Source organism: Kribbella antiqua (assembly GCF_004345665.1).
Lineage (GTDB): Bacteria > Actinomycetota > Actinomycetes > Propionibacteriales > Kribbellaceae > Kribbella > Kribbella antiqua.
Genome location: NZ_SLWR01000013.1, coordinates 205,219 through 221,551 on the forward strand (window position 1 = coordinate 205,219; position 16,333 = coordinate 221,551).

The following is a 16,333-nucleotide window of genomic DNA, read 5'->3' on the forward strand; positions in this document are numbered from 1 at the left end:
TCCCGTTCCAGACAGAAGGAAGACGCGCATGACCAGATCACGACTACTGGGCCTCGTGCTGGCGACCGCACTTGCGCTGACCGGCTGCGGCGCCACCAGCGGTGGCAGTGACAGCGGCAAGAGTGAAATCACCGTCGCCGGGACCTACCCGATCCAGAACCTCGACCCGGCCAGCCCGGCGGGCGGTGGCAACACCGGCACGAACCTGGTCGCGCAGGAGATCTTCAGCCGGCTGGTGCGGCCGAAGCAGGACGGCAGCGTCGAAGGCGACCTCGCCACCGACTGGAAGTCGAACAGCACCGCAACGGAGTGGACGTTCAACCTGCGCTCAGGCACGAAGTTCAGCCACGGCTCGGCACTCACCGCCAACGACGTGGCCGCATCGTTCAAGCGGCTGCTCGACCTCCAGAGTACGAACGCGAAGAACTTCTCCGGCTACACGATGACCGCTCCGTCGGACACCCAGGTGGTGCTCAAGGCGCCCAAGCCGGACGCCTCGATCCCGCACAAGCTGGTCATCTTCTACGTCGTGCCGGCCAAGGTCACTGGTGAGGACCCTGACTTCTTCAAGAGCCCGGTCGGCTCGGGACCGTTCAAGCTGCAGAAGTTCGACCCGTCCGGCACGGTCGACCTGGTGCCGAACCCGAACTACTACGGTGGCGCGCCCAAGCTCGACAAGGTGACGTTCAAGACGATGCCGGAGCTCGCAGCCCGGATGACCGCCCTGCGCACCGGCGAAGCGGACCTGATCTGGGGCATCCCGGACGATCAGCTGCCGCAGTTGCAGAGCGAGTCCAACCTGTCCGTCGAGACGGTGCAAAGCACTGCAGTCTTCACCATGTGGTTCAACTCCGGCGAGCCGGCGTTGCGTGACGCCAAGGTACGGCGAGCACTGTGGCAGGCCGTCGACTTCCCGACCATCATCAAGCAGCTGTACCCGCAGACCGGCACCTTGGCCGATTCCCCGATCTCGCCGGTCACCCTCGGATACGTCAAGCAGGAGCCGGTCAAGTACGACCCGGCCGCGGCGAAGGCGGCGCTGACCGCGGCCGGCTTCGACTTCTCCAAGAAGCTCCGGCTGCAGTTCGCCAACGCCGAGTTCCGTCCGTTCAACCAGGCGGTCGTCTCCGACCTGCAGAAGATCGGCGTCCAGGTCGACCCGCTGGAGAAGGAACAGGCCGTCTTCACCAAGGACCTGCTGGCGATGAACTGGGACGTCAACTTCCAGCAGCTGTCCAACCCGACGTACGACGCCGCGAACACGCTCGGCCGGTTGTACACCTGCGAGGCCAAGCGCAACGGCTACTGCAACCCTTCGTTGGACAAGCTTCTCGCGGCAGCGGTCGCGACGCCGGATGAAGCAGAGCGGACGCGGCTGTACGGCGAGGCGGGCAAGATCATCTGGGACGACGCGGTCGGCATGTTCCCGATGGCGGTGAAGTACGCCTACGCGTTCAACAAGCGCCTCACCGGCTTCACCCCCGACCCGAACGGCCTCCCCGACTTCGCCAAGGTCCAGGTCTCCGGCTCATGACGGACGCTCTGGAGGTGGCCGGGCTGGTCGTCGACCTGCCCGGCCGCGGGGGTCCGGTGCGGGTTGTCGATGACGTGTCGTTCGACATCCCGGCTGCGACCACGGTCGGGCTGATCGGGGAGTCCGGCAGTGGCAAGACGATGACGGCGAACGCGGTGATCGATCTGCTGCCCTCCGGCGCAACAACTGGCGGCTCGCTGCGGTGGCGGGGCGAGGAGCTGTTGCGGGCGTCGCGGGCGCGGCGGAGGCAGGTGCGCGGGCATGAGATCGCGATGATCTTCCAGGATCCGCTCGCCGCGCTGAACCCGACCCAGACCGTCGGCCGTCAGGTCGGGGAGATCTTGCGGCGGGCCGGACAGTCACCTCAGCAGGTCCGCAGCCGGGTGATCGAGCTGCTCGACCGCGCCGGAATCCCGGAGCCGGCCGCGCGGCTCCGCAGTTATCCGCACGAGTTCTCCGGCGGGATGAGACAGCGCGCGATGATCGCGCTGGCCTTGGCCGGCAGCCCGGCGCTGCTCCTGGCCGATGAGCCCACGACCGCACTGGACGTCACTGTGCAGGCGCGCATCCTGCGGCTGCTTCGGGACATCCAGGAGGACGAGGGACTCGCGATGCTCCTGGTCAGCCACGATCTCCGCGTCGTTGCCCACGTCGCCCATCAGGTCGTGGTCATGTACGCCGGTCGTGTCGCCGAGCGTGGGCCGACGAGCGCCGTACTTCGTGAGCCGGCGCATCCTTACACCCGGGCTTTGGTGGACAGCGTGCCTGCGGTGCGGACTCGTACTGCGCTCGCGCATCCGTTGCCTGGGACACCGGCGACGCCGGCGAATCGGCCGTCTGGGTGTGCGTTTCATCCGCGTTGTCCGATCGCGCGCGAGGTTTGCAGGGTTGAGCAGCCTTCGGTCAGGTCCGTCGGATCCGGTCGCTGGGCCGCGTGTCACTTCGCTGAGGAGGCTTGATGCTGGAAGTGCGCGACCTTCGGGTCCGGTTCGGTCGGTTCACGGCTGTTGATGGAGTCAGCCTGAGTGTGGGGCCGGACGAGACTGTTGGGTTGGTCGGGGAGTCCGGCTCGGGCAAGACGACTGTGGCCCGGGCTGTCGTTGGGCTGGTCCGGCCGGAGTCCGGTTCGGTGTTGTTCGACGGCGCTCCGCTGGGGCCGGTCGGTCGTCGGCCCGCGTCGTTGCAGCGCGCCGTACAGATGGTGTTTCAGGATCCGCGATCCTCGCTCAACCCGCGGATGAGTGTGTCGGCGATCATCGACGAGGCGTGGCGGACGCATCCGTCGTCGGCTCCGTCGGGCGACCGTACGACGGCATTGCACAGCGTGCTGGACGATGTCGGACTGGATTCGAGCGTTGCCCGGCATCGCGCGGGCGAGCTGTCTGGCGGGCAGTGTCAGCGGGTCAGCATCGCGCGTGCGCTCGCCGTGAAGCCGCGGCTGCTGGTGTGTGACGAGGCCGTGTCCGCGCTGGACGTCTCGGTCCAGGCGCAGATCCTCCGGCTGCTGGTCGATCTGCAGCAGCGGCATCACCTGGCCATGTTGTTCATCTCCCACGACCTCGGGGTCGTCCACCAGATCGCGGACCGGATCGCTGTGATGCGCCGCGGCGTCCTGGTCGAGGAGGGTCCGGCGACCGACGTACTGGGCGCTCCGCAGCACGAGTACACCCGCAGTCTCCTCGACGCCGCCCTCGAACTGACCAGGGAATCATGACTGCATACGAAGATATCCAGTGGGAGCTCGCGCGCGGATGGAACACCTGGGACACGCGGAGTGTGCTCACCCAGGTGCTGTTGCCTGATGCGTTGGGGCTGTCGTTCGGCCTGAAGGAGTACTACCGCGGTACGTCGTTGCGTACGGCCCAGATCGGGCGTCGTACCGAAGGCGCCGAGGTCGTCACTCTGGGGCCGCACGCGTATGACGGCAGCTATACCGAGACGACCGTGTCGTGGGCAGGCGTCACGATCCGCGTGCAGACGGCTCATGTAGACGGCGATCTCGTGGTGCTGGTGACACCGACGGCCAACCAGCAGAAGAGCGCACTCCTGACCATTGCCGTCGGCTACTTGTGGAACCGCCCAGGAACCGTCAGCCGCACCGGCGACGTGACGACGGCGGCCGCGCCCGGCCGCACCGGCGATCGGATCACAGCCGTCGGCCCGGCCGGCACGATCGAGGTCTACGCGACCGCCCCTCAGGTCGACGATCCTTATGTCGACATCGATGGGCCATACCTTGCGCTCGAGCTGACGGGCGCCGTCGGGGTCAGCACCGGACGCGCGCGGGACCTGCGCGAGATCGCGTCGATTGTCGACAATGCTTCTTTAGACAGTGGAGACCCGCACGCTGAGATCGTCCGCGACGCTATCTCGTGGAACACGATCTATGAGCCGTCGAAGTCCCGGGTGATCACCACCGTCAGCCGATTGTGGAATGTCGGCAAACGCGGCGGCTACGCACTCTTCTGCTGGGACGCGTTCTTCAACGCGCTACTCGCGGCCGTGTCGAGCAAAGAGCTTGCCTACGTCAACACGATCGAGATGCTCCGCGCCCGGACGCCGGAGGGTTTCGTCCCGAACGTCGAGCAAGGCACCGGCCGCAAGACGTACGACGGCTCACAGCCGCCGGTCGGTTCACTGGTGGTGCTCGAACTTCATCGCCGATTCGGTGATCGCTGGTTCCTGGCGGAGACGTTCGACACGCTGCTGAGCTGGAACCGCTGGTGGTGGCGGGTTCGCCGGGACGGCGACCTGCTCTGTGCCGGGTCGACGTACTTCGATCCGGAATTCCCTTCGCCGCAAGACATTCCACGGATCCATCAGCACTTCGGTGCGACCTGCGAGACGGGCTGGGATGGTCATCCGGTCTTCGAGGACGTGCCGTTCGACCAGACCAAGAGCCTGCTGGCCGCGCACGACGTCGGGATGAACAGCCTGTACGCCGCCGACTGCGAGGCACTGGCCGAGATCGCGGACCTCCTGGGCTTCGGTGAGACGGCGGCGGAGTTGCGCGAGCGGCACGAGGTCGTCGTACGGGCTCTCGAGTCGTTGTGGGACGAGACGCGGGGGATGTACCGCAGCCGTCGTACGGACACCGGATTGTTGACCGAGCGATTGTCGACAATGAGCTTCTATCCGTTGCTCGCCGGAGTCGGAGTAGGCGAGCGGTCGGCCCGGATGATCGCCGAGCATCTGCTGCCGGACGACGGGTTCGGCGGCGAGTGGATCCTGCCGACGTCGCCGCGGTACGAACCGATCGAACTGAAGGAGACCAGCTATTGGGAAGGCCGGGCCTGGCCGCCGGTCAACTTCCTTGTCTACCTGGGTTTGCTGCGGGCAGGTGAGAAGGACGCGGCCGCGTGGCTGGCCGACGGTAGCTCGCGACTCGTTCTGAAGGAGTGGAACGAGCACCGGCATGTGCACGAGAACTACTCCAGCGTCCACGGCGGTGCGTGCGACAAACCGAACAGCGAGCCGTTCCAGACGTGGGGTGCGCTGCTCAGCCTGATCGCGCTGATGGAACGCGGCGAAGTGCCGTTCTTCAACAATGACGGAGGGAATGCGGTATGACGACTGCCGAGGCCGAGGTTCTGATCGTCGGGGGCGGGATGGGCGGCGTCGCGGCGGCGTTGGCCGCGTTGCGGCGTGGCCGTACCGTCCTGCTCACCGAGGAGACCGATTGGCTCGGCGGGCAGTTGACCAGCCAGGGGGTGCCGCCGGACGAGCACGCGTGGATCGAGCAGTTCGGGTCGACACGCTCGTACCGCAAGCTGCGCGAGGCGATCCGCGACCACTACCGCAGGTGGTACCCGCTGACCGCGGAGGCGATGGAGGCGACTGACCTGAACCCGGGGCAGGGGACGGTGAGCCGGCTGTGCCACGAGCCGCGGGTGGCGGCCGCGGTGCTGTCGGCGATGGTGGGGCCGTACGTCGCCGCGGGCCGGTTGACGATCCACTATCTGCATCGGCCGGTGGCGGCCGAGGTGGATGGTGATCGGGTGACCGCGGTGACGTTCGCCGGCCCTGACGACTCGGTGCTCCATGCCAGCGCGCCGTACGTGCTGGACGCGACGGAGTTGGGGGACCTGCTCGAGTTGGCCGGAATCGAGCACGTCACCGGGTTCGAGTCGGCCGCGGAAACCGGTGAGCCGAGCGCGCCCGCGGAGGCGCAGCCGGACAACATGCAGGCGTTCTCCTGGGTACTCGCGGTCGAGCATCGCGAGGGTGAGGACCACACGATCGACCGCCCGGATCAGTACGGGTTCTGGCGCGACTTCCGACCGCCCTTCTGGCCGGACCGCCTGCTCAGCCTGGTCGCTCCGGATCCGCGCACGTTGGAGCCGGTACGACGTACGTTCGTGCCGCACGCGTCGTCGGGGTGGGTGGTCGCTGATCAGAGTCTCAGCCCTGGTGACAAGGACCTGTGGTTGTTCAGGCGGATCGTGTGCCGCGAGATGTTCCAGCCCGGGTTCGCGACGAGCGACGTGACGATTGTCAACTGGCCGATGATCGACTATCTGCCCGGTCCGCTGATCGGGGTGTCCGACGACGAGCGGGCCAAGCATCTCGACGGCGCCCGGAATCAGTCGCTCAGCATGTTGTACTGGCTGCAGACCGAGGCGCCGCGGCCCGACGGCGGCACGGGCTGGCCCGGGCTGCGACTGCGGCCGGACGTGATGGGGACTACCGACGGCTTGGCGAAGGCGCCGTACATCCGGGAGTCCCGGCGGATCCGGGCCCGCCGTACGGTCGTCGAGCATGATCTGTCGCTGGCGGTCCGCGGTGATCGCGGTGCGGTGGAGTATCCGGACAGCGTGGGGGTCGGGATGTACCGGATCGACCTGCACCCGTCGACAGGTGGAGACAACTACATCGACGTGGCGAGCTGTCCGTTCCAGATTCCGCTGGGTGCGTTGCTGCCGGTCCGGGTCCGGAATGTGGTTGCTGCGGGCAAGAACCTTGGGACGACGCACATCACCAATGGCTGCTATCGGCTGCACCCGGTCGAGTGGAACGTCGGCGAGGCCGCTGGTGCGCTGGCGGCGTACTGTCTGGAGAACAAGCTCGAGCCGTCCCAGGTGTACGACGATTCCGCCGTACTGGAAAGGTTTCAGGCTTCGCTTGTTGCCGACGGCTTCGAGTTGGCATGGCCGCAGGTTCGGGGGTACTGATGCTCGACGGGGTCGTCGTACCGCTGGTGACGCCGATGTCATCGCCTGGTGTGCCTTCGGCTTCGGAGGCCGAGCCGTTGCTGGGGGCAATGGCTGGGGCGGGCGTACGACGGTTGATGGTGCTCGGGAGCAACGGTGAAGGGCCGTTGATTCCGTACGACGTGGCCGGCGAGTTCGTCGGCGGGGTGGTGAAGCGGTGGCGTGAGCTGGTGCCGGACGGCGTGATCATGGTGAACGTGACCGCTGCCGGGACGATGGAGGCCTGTCGCCGTGCATCCGATGCTGCGGCGGCAGGTGCCGACGCGGTGGTGTCGAGTCCACCGACCTTCTTCCGGCATCGTGACGACGAGGTGGTCGCACACTTCGAGGCGCTCGTTGCATGTGGGTTGCCGGTGGTGGCTTACAACTCGCCGCGCTCGACGCCGTTGAGCCGCTCGACCGTGGATGCGCTGGCCGGGATCGTTGCCGGTATCAAGGATTCGTCGGGCGATCTGGAGTTGCTCAGCTACATGGTGTCCCGTTTGCCGGTGAGCCAGGGAGACGAGTGGCACCTCGCCGATGCGCTGCGGGCCGGGGCGGTCGGCCTCACCCCGGGAATCGCCAACCTGGCGCCTCGGCTCGCACTGGATTTGGTTGCCGGTGACAGTGATCTCGACCAGTTGCAGTCGGCCTGCTCCAAACTGATGGCGATCCATCGGGTGAGGTCCGGCGTACCGACCGTGAAGGCCGTTCTGCACAGCCGTGGCCTGTGCCCGCCGCATTCGGCGCCGCCGCTGGCTCCTTGCACACCTGACGAACTCTGTCGAATCCTCCAGGTCCTCGAGCCACTGGAGGACTACCTCATCTCGGCCTGAGGCCCGGCTGCCTTTCCCGCAGCCGGGCCGCCAAGGTCACTTGGTGGTCTTGCCGAGCTTCTTCTCCTCGAGCGCTTTCGAGCCCTCGAATCCCTTGCTGACGCTGGCCGGCGGGAACTTCCAGGCCTTGTTCTCCGCCAGGGCCGCCAGCTGGGCGACGGTGAAGAGCGGCTTCGGCCGCGTGTGCTGCGCGTCCTTCTCCGCCGGTCCGTTGTAGCTGGTCAGGCTGATCTGCCGGCCGTCCTTGTAGGTCAGTACGACGTAGTTGTTCACGACGCCGTACTCGTCCTGGCGGCCATCGGTGTACTCCGGCTGCTCGGTCGCTGTGAAGAGCTTCGAACCGTCCGAGCGGACCGTGCACTTGGCGCCCGGCTCCGCGCAGGGGTCCTGCATGTTGCCGCCGGCCACGAATACCTCGACGCGTGAGGCTCCCTTGCCGTCGTCAACGACGTACGCCGCGGCGGCAAAGTCGGTCTCACCCCAGGACTCCGGCTTGGACAGCGTGCGCCCGGGGCCTGCGACGAGCGACTTCAGCGTGGCCAGGGTCTGCTTCGGCGTGACCGGCTTCGCGGTTGGCTTCGCGGCTGATGCTTTGGCCGACGGCGACGTCGTACCGGCAACTGCCGCACCGGACGGGCTACCGAACAGCTGCGTGCCGCCGACGATCAGACCAGCCGTCGCCAGTACGGCGCTCGCTCCGGTGATGCTGAGGATCGTCGTACGGCGGCGGCGCAGGCGAATGCCCTGCTGGAGGCTGCGTTCGAGCAGGTCGGTGGAGACGGGCTCGAGGTTCTCGGTGGCTCGGTGCATCAGGCCGGGCAGGGTGTCGTTCAGGTTGTTCATGGTTCTCCTTCAGTGAGCGATCAGCTGGGCGGCGCCGTCGCCGAGGACCGCGCGAAGGCGGTCGAGGGCGCGAGACGTCCGGGTGGTGATCGCGCTGGCGTTCTTGCCAAGATCGAGCGCGACCTGCTCGACGCTGCGATCTTCGAAGAACCGCAGCACCAGCACGGCGCGATCCAGCGGCGCCAGTTCGGCCAGGGCGCTCTGCAGGGACAGCCGGAGCTCGGGATCACCCGCCCGCTCGGCCCGCTCCGGCAACTCCGCGGTCGGCCGCTCGGACCAGCTCTTCCGCCGCCGCTGCGAGATGAACGTCCGCGCCAGCGCGGCCCGCGCGTACGCCGACGGGTTGTCGATCCGCTGCCACGTCTTGAGCATGTTCGCGAGGGTGTCCTGGACCAGGTCCTCGGTGTGATGCCGGTCACCCGTCAGCAACCAGGCGGTCCGGTACAAATGCGGTATCCGCGCCCGCGCGAACTCCTCGAAATCCTCAGTCGGTCTCATCGCACCCTTTCGGTCGAGCCTCTGCCCTTGAAGACGCATCGACTTGCCGGGGAGATCACACGTCGGCTCAGAAAACCTTCGACAACACCCAGACCGCAAACGCCAGAAACCCCACCCCGAACGTCACGACAACCACCACGCCATACCCAAACCACGCACTCCCAGAAAGCTTCACACCCCACATCCTGTCAGCCCGCCCACCCCAACCCCGGCCCGGGAAGATGTCGCGAGCGCTCGGTCTGGGTAGGTGGGTGAGGCCGGGGCGGCGTGGTTCCGGGTGGATGAGGTGGTGGGGTCAGGGGCGGATCCCGGGGAGGGGGAGGTGCGGCCGGGGGTGCGGCTCTGGGAGGGGGAGGCGCAGCCGGGCCGCGGCTCCAGGGAGCCGGAGGTGCAGTCGTGGGTGCGGCTCCGGGAGGGGGAGGTGCAGCCGGGGCCGCGGTCTGGGGAGGGGGAGGTGCTGTCGGGGGTGCGGCTCTGGGAGGGGGAGGGGCAGCCGGGGCCGCGGCTCCGGGACGGGGAGGTGCAGTCGAGGGCGCGGCTCCGGGCTGCGTGATGGTGCTAGTCCGGGTGGTGCGGCCGTGAGCGTGCGGACCGGGTCGTGCGGCACCGGAGGTGGCTGTCGGGCCGGGCCCGATAGCGGGTTATGTGATGGCTGGCGGCTTACTTGCCGCTATCGATCAAACAACCCGCTATCGAGCCGGCGAATCAGCCCTGATGCCCGGGATGTGGCCGGTTTTGTCCGGATGCCGGGATCCCGGGGCTCGTGCCGGGGACTGCGGACACCGGCATAGGAAAACACCCTGTCTCAGGTCCCGAGTTGGTGTCCGCAGCCCGACAAACAACCCCAGCCCAGCCGGAAATCAGCAGTGGGATGGAACCTCGTACACCTTCTGGGGACCTGGCACAGGAAATAGCCCTGTCCGCAGTCCCGAGTAGTTGTCCCCACCTCCCAACAAGCGGTACCAACCCGCCGGGAACCAGCAGGCCAACCTCAACCGAAGCCGGGTGCTGGGTCAGAACCTCGTACACCTTCTGGGGGCCTGGCACAGGAAATGGCCCTGTCCGCAGTCCCGAGTTGTTGTGCCCACCCCCCACAAGCGGTACCAGCCCCGCCGGGAACCAGCAGGCCAACGTCAGCCGAAGCTGGGTGCTGGGTCAGAACCTCGTACACCTTCTGGGGGCCTGACACAGGAAATAGCGTGTTCACAGTCCCCAGTTGTTGGTCCCACCCCCCACAAGTAACCCAGTCAGAGCCGGGAAGCCGACCAGCAACCTCAGCCGGAGCCGGGAAGCCGATAGGCGAGGTCAGCCAGAGCCGGAGAGTCGACAAGTGACCTCAGCCGGAGCCGGGAAGCCGATAGGCGAGGTCAGCCAGAGCCGGAGAGTCGACAAGTGACCTCAGCCGGAGCCGGGAAGCCGATAGGCGAGGTCAGCCGGAGCCGGAGAGTCGACAAGTGACGTCAGCCAGAGCGGGGAAGCCGAAAGGCGACGCCTGCCGCGGGAGCCGAGCGGAGCGAAGGCGCAGGGGGTGCGGGTGGCGGAGCCCCCTGTTCGCGGCAAGCGAAGCGCAGCCGCACGAGATGGAGAAGGCGACCTGGTCCGCGCTCTCCGCGGACACAGATCGCCCATCGCCTTCGGGTGAGTGACGGGACTCGAACCCGCGACCACCTGGACCACAACCAGGTGCTCTACCAGCTGAGCTACACCCACCATTGCCGCCCTGACTGCGACGGCTGAGCAATCATAGCGACGATGGGCGATTACCAGAAATCGGGTCGGCGGCGGCGCCGTTCGGCCCGTCGGTGATGAGGCTGGCGGCGGCGCGGGCGGTGTCGGAGTCGGGGCCGGGCTGGGGTACGAAGACCGTTTGGCGGTAGTAGCGGAGCTCGGCGATGCTCTCGGTGATGTCGGCCAGGGCGCGGTGGTTGCCGGTCTTGGCCGGGGTGGCGTAGTACACCCGCGGGTACCAGCGGCGGACCAGTTCCTTGATCGAGCTGACGTCGACGTTGCGGTAGTGCAGGTGCGCCTCGACCCGCGGCATGTCCCGGACCAGGAAGGTCCGGTCGGTGCCGACCGAGTTGCCGGCCAGGGCGGCCTTGCGCGGCTCTTTCACGTACCCGGAGATGAAGTCGAGCACCTGCTGCTCGGCGTCGGCGAGCGGGATGCCGTTGGCGAGTTCCGCGAGCAGGCCGGAGCCGGTGTGCATGTCGCGGACGAAGTCGCCCATTTGCTCGAGTGCGGCCGGTGGCGGCGCGATCACCAGGTCGATCCCGTCACCGAGCACGTTCAGTTCGTAATCGGTGACGAGAACGGCGACCTCGATCAAGGCGTCCGCCGCCAGATCGAGGCCGGTCATCTCGCAGTCGATCCACACCAGCCGGTCGTTCATGGGCACCCACCTTACGGCGACCCGCCGACACCGTCGCGCTCCCCACCTCCGAAGAGGCCGCGTGGCGCGGACTTGCGCCACTCACCAAGCCCCCGCGGACAGCGGGTTGCGACCGTTAGCTGAGCGTGAGGCGCCCGAACTGCCGTGGTTGGTGAGTGGCACAGGTCCGTGTCAGCCGGGCGCGTGTCCGATGTGGATGCTTCGAACCGACAGTACGGCGAGGTCCGTCCGGCGCCCGAGATAGTGCTCATCGTCCGGGTCCAGCAGCTGGGCCCACACGGCCAGGTCCTCCGGCGAAAGCCACTCCTGCACCTCGACATGGCCGTGCCCATGGCCGTGGGTCGGTTCAGAGTCGGGATTCAGGCGGTCTACTCGGTGCTGGAATTGGGTAATCAGCCGGTCACGCTGCTCCGGCGACAGCGGCGCCGGCGACTCGGTCAGGATGCTGCGGGTGGTGACGTCGGTGAGCCCAGCCCGGGTCAGCGCATCGGTCCACCCGTACGGCATCCGCACCGAGCCCGGCAGCGAGGTTCGCATCGCCGCAAACCACCGGTCCTGCGCCAGATCCAGCCGCAGCTCCAGCCCTGGCTCGCCGATGCCCAGATCCCACGACAGGCTCCGTGCCGGCAGACCGCTCTCGGCGAGCGCCAGCCGCCCACCGGGTGCCAGCAGTGACGCAAGCGCGTCGATCGCCGCCTGCTGATCGCCGGCGTGGTGGACCGACGCCGACGCCCAGATCAGGTCCGCCGGCGCATCGATTGCCTTGCGCAACGGTTCGGCCCCGTCGTCCATCGACGCCAGTTCACACCGTACGGCGCCCGCCGTGTGCTCGCGCGCTTGCTCCAGTACGTCGGGATCCGCGTCGATCGCCACCACGGTCGACCCCGGCGGCATCGTCGCGGCGAGCGCCTTCGCCATCCCGCCGCCACCGCATCCGACGTCCACGGCGACCTTGTCACCGGCCCGGACGAGCCCGGCGGCCACGGTCGAGTTCCACTCCGCCTCGCCTTCCGCCGAGGCCCGAAGATGATCTGCCCACTCAGCCCATTCGATCTCCACCATGCCGCCAGTTTCCGCCCGCTCTGGCCCAAACGCCGCACCGCGTTGCCATTCCGGCAAGACACCCCTGATGCAGTCCCGGAGGCCCAGGCACAAGGGGCTGGGATCACCGAACTTTTGGGAGGCCGCCCGGCCCATTCGGGAGATTTTCACGTTCAACACCGGGATCAGGGTTAGCACGGTTGCCGGGTGGACTTGTGGGGTGCTGTCCTATTCAGGGATCTGGGGATGAGGTGAGGTATGGCGGTCGAATCGGTGGCGGGGACGGTGGGTCGGCCTCGTCTGCTGGCGTTGCTGGACGAGGGCGTGCAGCGGCGGCTGTTGACGGTGGTCGCGGATGCCGGCTTCGGCAAGTCGACGCTGCTCGGCTCGTGGGCCGCCGGGCGTCCGTGTGCCTGGCACACCGTGCGTGCCGAGGACAGCTCGCTCGCCGCCATGGTGTCCGCTCTGGTCGGCTCTCTCCGTCGGCAGGTGCCCGCACTCGAGGCGATCCCGGCCGAGCTGCAGAGCCCTCGTGGTCCGGATGCCGATGCCGAGCAGCAGACCCGCGCCCTCGCGTACGCCGCTCTCCTGGCTGACGCACTGGAGCAGAACCTCAATGACGACCTGGTCCTCGTCCTCGACGATCTGCACGAGCTGACGCCAGACGCGCCGGCCATCACACTCATCGACGGCCTGGTCCGCACTGCCCCGCCGAACCTCCACCTGATCGTTGCCTCGCGCACCGCCATGCCGTTCGGCATCGACCGGCTCCGCGGCCGTGGCCAGGTGCTGGAGATCGACGCGACCGCTCTCGCCTTCACAGTCCCCGAGACTGTCGCCGTACTGGAGAAGGTGCTCGGCAAAGGTAGTGAGGACCTGGCCGAACCGCTGCAAGCCGCCGTACAGGGATGGCCGGCCGCCGTACGTCTGGCAGTGGAGGCTCTGCGCACAGCGCCGCCCGAGCAACGTGCCAGCCGCCTACGCCGCGCTCTGCGCTCAGACGGTCCGCTCTACGACTACCTGGCCGAGGAGGTCTTCGCCGCCGAGCCTCCGTCCGTACGACGCTTGGTCGCCAGCGTGGCTGTACTCCCGCGCTTCGGGTCCGAGCTCTGCAAGGCCATAGGACTCACGGACAGCGCTGAGACCCTCCAGCAACTCCGCACTCGCGGACTGCTCGTCTCTGCAGGAGAGGCCGACGGCTACGAGCTCAATCCGCTGGTGAAGAACTTTGCCAACGACATGCTGTCCGTGGACGCGCAGGAGCTTGCTGAGCTGTCGCTGCAAGCTGGCAGGTGGTTCGAGTCCGTGGGCGAGCATCGGGACGCGCTGGCCTGCTACCAGTCCGTCGACCCGGCAGTGGCTGCTCGCATGCTGGCCGAGCGCGGGCACGCCATGGTCAGCGGCGGTCTAGCCGAGATTGTGATCTCTGCTGTCTCCGCACTGCCCAGTGAGCTCCGCGACCCAGCGATGGACCAGTTGGAGGGTGAAGCCCGGCAGGTGCTTGGCGACTGGCAGGGCGCGGTGGACTGCTTCGACCGGATCATCGAGCCCGAGGGTGAGATCCCCGTCGCGATCGCGTGGCGACTGGGCCTGATCCACCATCTGCGTGGCCAGACGGATGTGGCGATCGCGACGTACCAGCGTGGGCGGATCGATGGGCAACATCCTGCGGACGAGGCACTGCTGCAGGCGTGGTGGGCGGGTGCGCATTGGTTGCGCGGAGAGTTCGAGGAGTGCCGTGCACTGGTGACTGCGGCGTACGAGATCGCCAAGGTCTCCGGCGATGACAGAGCACTGGCCATCTCGCACACGGTCCTTGCGATGCTCGCCGCGGTCGACAGTGACCCACGCGGCAACTCCTCGCACTACCTGCGTGCGCTGGAGCATGCAGAGCGTGGAGGCGACCTATTGCAGGCGATCCGCATCCGGGTGAACCGCTCTTCGCATCACATCGCCGAAGGCGACTACGCACTCGGTCTGAAAGAGCTGGACGTCGCATTGGAGCTCGCGGACCGCGCAGGCTTCGCGGTGTTCCGCGCCTTGGCCCTCAACAACCGTGGGGAGGCTCTGTTGAAGCTGGGACGGTTGGACGAGGCCATCGGCGAGTTGGAGGCGTCGCGGTCGCTCTACCAGAAGCTGGAGTCGAAGCGGGTCGCCCAGCCGCTCTCTGTTCTCGGCGAGGTCTACCGCGAGCGCGGCGACCGGGCGATGGCTCGAGCCTGTTTTGAAGAAGCCATTGCGATGGCTGAAGAGACCAAGGACATGCAGTCGTTGGTGCCGTCGCTGGCGGGTCTGGCTCGAGTTCTGGCTGTCGAGGAGCCGCAGCGTGCGGCAGAGCTGGCCGAGATGGCTCGCCAGGCGGTTGCCTACGGCCCTGTTCTCGGTCTCTCCGGTGCACTCGTCGCACTCGGCTGGGTGACGCTGCACGCCGGCAACAAGACTGAGGCCGCAGCCACCGCAGAAGAGGCAGCCGCGCTCTGCCGCAAGCGACGCGACCGAGCCGGTCTGGCTGACGCACTGGAGCTGTATGCCGCGGCCGACGGCGGCGAGGTCCTACACGAAGTCCTGAACATCCGCAGCGAGCTAGGTGACCAGCTGGGTGAGGCACGCGCCGAACTGATGCTTGCCAACCGCACCCGCGGTCCTGAAGGACGTGAGCTGGCACTGCGCGCCCGCCAGCGGTTCCTGGCCGCAGGTGCGACCCGCTACGCCGCAGCCGCCTTGCAAGCCACTGAAGAGACAGGCCCGGCCGCTGTCCGCATCGAGTGCCTTGGCGGCTTCCGCGTCCTTCGCGACGGCAAGGCGGTCCAGCTGGGGGAGTGGCCGTCGAAGAAGGCGCGCGACCTCTTGAAGATCCTGGTCGCCCGCCGCTGCCGCCCGGTCGCTCGGGTGCAGTTGCTGGACCTGCTCTGGCCGGACCAGGAGGAGTCGGTTGCCTCACCAAGGCTGTCCGTGGCGCTGTCGACCGTGCGTGCCGTGCTCGACCCAGGGAAGAAGTACCCGGCGGACCGCTTCGTAGGGGCCGACCGCGCCACTATCTGGCTCGATGGCGACCAGACCGCTGTGGACGTGGAACTGTTCCTCCACGACGCGCGGGAGGGACTCACCACGAGCGACCTCCGGTTGCTGCGGACGGCCGAGGCGTCGTACAGCGGGGACTTTCTGGAGGAGGACGTGTACGCCGACTGGGCGGCGGGGATGCGTGAGGAGGCTCGGGCGCTCTACGTCCGGGTGGCGCGCGTACTGGCCGAGCGCGGCCGGCGGGACCCGGACGCGGCGGCTGGGTACCTGCTCCGGATCTTGCAGCGGGATCAGTACGACGAACGTGCGCATCTGGGGCTGGTGTCGGCCTTCCAGGCGAGTGGTGCGCACGGGGAGGCCCGCCGGGCCTACCGCACCTACGTGCAGCGGATGGGCGAGCTCGAGGTCGAGCCAGCGCCCTACCCAGCCGTGCCGGCCCGGCTTTAAGGCTGGCTGAAGGTGGCGCCGCACCATCTGATCATGGCAGCGCCGGTGCACAACCCTGTGGTGGTCCACGAGTACGGCGTGACGGGTCACTCCGGGCGTGACTACCGCACCGAACCTGGCGCACCGGTCCGGGCAACCCTGGCCGGTGTGGTGGTCCAGGTCGACTCCGGTGGCGTGGTGATCGAGTCGAACGCGATCTGGCACATCTACGACCACCTGTCCGGGCTCACGGTCAGCCAGGGCGAGACCGTGGAGACGGGGGACCTGCTCGGTGTAGCGGCTGGTTCACGCCTGCACTACGAGGAGCGGGTCGCGCCGTACGGCGTGAGTGATCAGCGGAGTCCGCAGTTCGACCTGCACACGAACGCGCGGATGCGGATGGTGGCGCCGGACGGGTCGGCCGAGGAGGGAGCGGCCGAGCCGTCCGGAGCTACCGTGGAGTCAGTGTGAGGGTGGTGCTGCCGCTTCGTGCGGTGGTTGGATCCCGATCACCTGATGCCTGGCTCTTACCGTGGCTGCCGTCCTTGGATTGGCG

12 protein-coding genes and 1 tRNA gene are annotated in these 16,333 nt (G+C 67.7%); 8 read left to right on the forward strand and 5 right to left on the reverse strand.

Annotated elements, in window-relative coordinates:
• Nucleotides 1-28 precede the first annotated feature (28 nt).
• From EV646_RS32690 to EV646_RS32715, 6 genes are read left to right on the forward strand one after another with little or no spacing between them, the layout of a single operon-like run.
• Nucleotides 29-1,534 carry an ABC transporter substrate-binding protein gene (locus EV646_RS32690; RefSeq protein ID WP_132155510.1) on the forward strand — a complete coding sequence of 502 codons (1,506 nt, stop codon included), beginning with the start codon at nt 29-31 and terminating at the stop codon, nt 1,532-1,534.
• Nucleotides 1,531-2,493, forward strand: coding sequence for an ABC transporter ATP-binding protein (locus EV646_RS32695; RefSeq protein WP_132155512.1), 963 nt, complete (start codon nt 1,531-1,533; stop codon nt 2,491-2,493). The genes EV646_RS32690 and EV646_RS32695 overlap by 4 nt, the downstream gene beginning before the upstream one ends.
• Nucleotides 2,493-3,248 carry an ABC transporter ATP-binding protein gene (locus tag EV646_RS32700; protein ID WP_132155514.1) on the forward strand — a complete coding sequence of 252 codons (756 nt, stop codon included), beginning with the start codon at nt 2,493-2,495 and terminating at the stop codon, nt 3,246-3,248. The genes EV646_RS32695 and EV646_RS32700 overlap by 1 nt, the downstream gene beginning before the upstream one ends.
• Nucleotides 3,245-5,104, forward strand: a complete 1,860-nt coding sequence (locus tag EV646_RS32705) for an MGH1-like glycoside hydrolase domain-containing protein (RefSeq protein WP_132155516.1) — start codon at nt 3,245-3,247, stop codon at nt 5,102-5,104. The genes EV646_RS32700 and EV646_RS32705 overlap by 4 nt, the downstream gene beginning before the upstream one ends.
• Nucleotides 5,101-6,705: an FAD-dependent oxidoreductase gene (locus EV646_RS32710; protein WP_132155518.1), complete on the forward strand. Its 1,605-nt coding sequence runs from the start codon at nt 5,101-5,103 to the stop codon at nt 6,703-6,705. The genes EV646_RS32705 and EV646_RS32710 overlap by 4 nt, the downstream gene beginning before the upstream one ends.
• Nucleotides 6,681-7,559: a dihydrodipicolinate synthase family protein gene (locus tag EV646_RS32715; RefSeq protein WP_132155520.1), complete on the forward strand. Its 879-nt coding sequence runs from the start codon at nt 6,681-6,683 to the stop codon at nt 7,557-7,559. Before EV646_RS32710 ends, EV646_RS32715 begins: the two co-directional genes overlap by 25 nt.
• 36 nt (nt 7,560-7,595) lie before the next feature.
• On the opposite strand, the gene EV646_RS32720 is transcribed toward EV646_RS32715, so the two are convergent.
• From EV646_RS32720 to EV646_RS32740, 5 genes are all read right to left on the reverse strand, one after another.
• Entirely contained in the window at nt 7,596-8,402 is an 807-nt protein-coding gene (locus tag EV646_RS32720; protein ID WP_132155522.1) for a hypothetical protein, read from the reverse strand.
• A 9-nt stretch (nt 8,403-8,411) separates the two neighbouring features.
• Entirely contained in the window at nt 8,412-8,900 is a 489-nt protein-coding gene (locus EV646_RS32725) for a SigE family RNA polymerase sigma factor (RefSeq protein WP_132155524.1), read from the reverse strand.
• Nucleotides 8,901-10,537: 1,637 nt separating this feature from the next.
• Nucleotides 10,538-10,610, reverse strand: a tRNA-His gene (locus EV646_RS32730).
• Between the two features lie 31 nt (nt 10,611-10,641).
• Nucleotides 10,642-11,289 (reverse strand): oligoribonuclease, encoded by a 648-nt coding sequence (gene orn / locus EV646_RS32735; RefSeq protein ID WP_132155526.1) that lies wholly within the window; start codon nt 11,287-11,289, stop codon nt 10,642-10,644.
• Between the two features lie 171 nt (nt 11,290-11,460).
• Nucleotides 11,461-12,351, reverse strand: a complete 891-nt coding sequence (locus EV646_RS32740; RefSeq protein WP_132155528.1) for a class I SAM-dependent methyltransferase — start codon at nt 12,349-12,351, stop codon at nt 11,461-11,463.
• A 237-nt stretch (nt 12,352-12,588) separates the two neighbouring features.
• Between EV646_RS32740 and EV646_RS32745 the strand changes: the two genes are divergently transcribed.
• A complete protein-coding gene (locus tag EV646_RS32745) occupies nt 12,589-15,798 on the forward strand; it encodes a tetratricopeptide repeat protein (RefSeq protein WP_132155530.1) in 3,210 nt (1,069 codons plus the stop codon).
• Between the two features lie 33 nt (nt 15,799-15,831).
• Nucleotides 15,832-16,248, forward strand: coding sequence for a M23 family metallopeptidase (locus tag EV646_RS32750; protein WP_132155532.1), 417 nt, complete (start codon nt 15,832-15,834; stop codon nt 16,246-16,248).
• Nucleotides 16,249-16,333 lie beyond the last annotated feature (85 nt).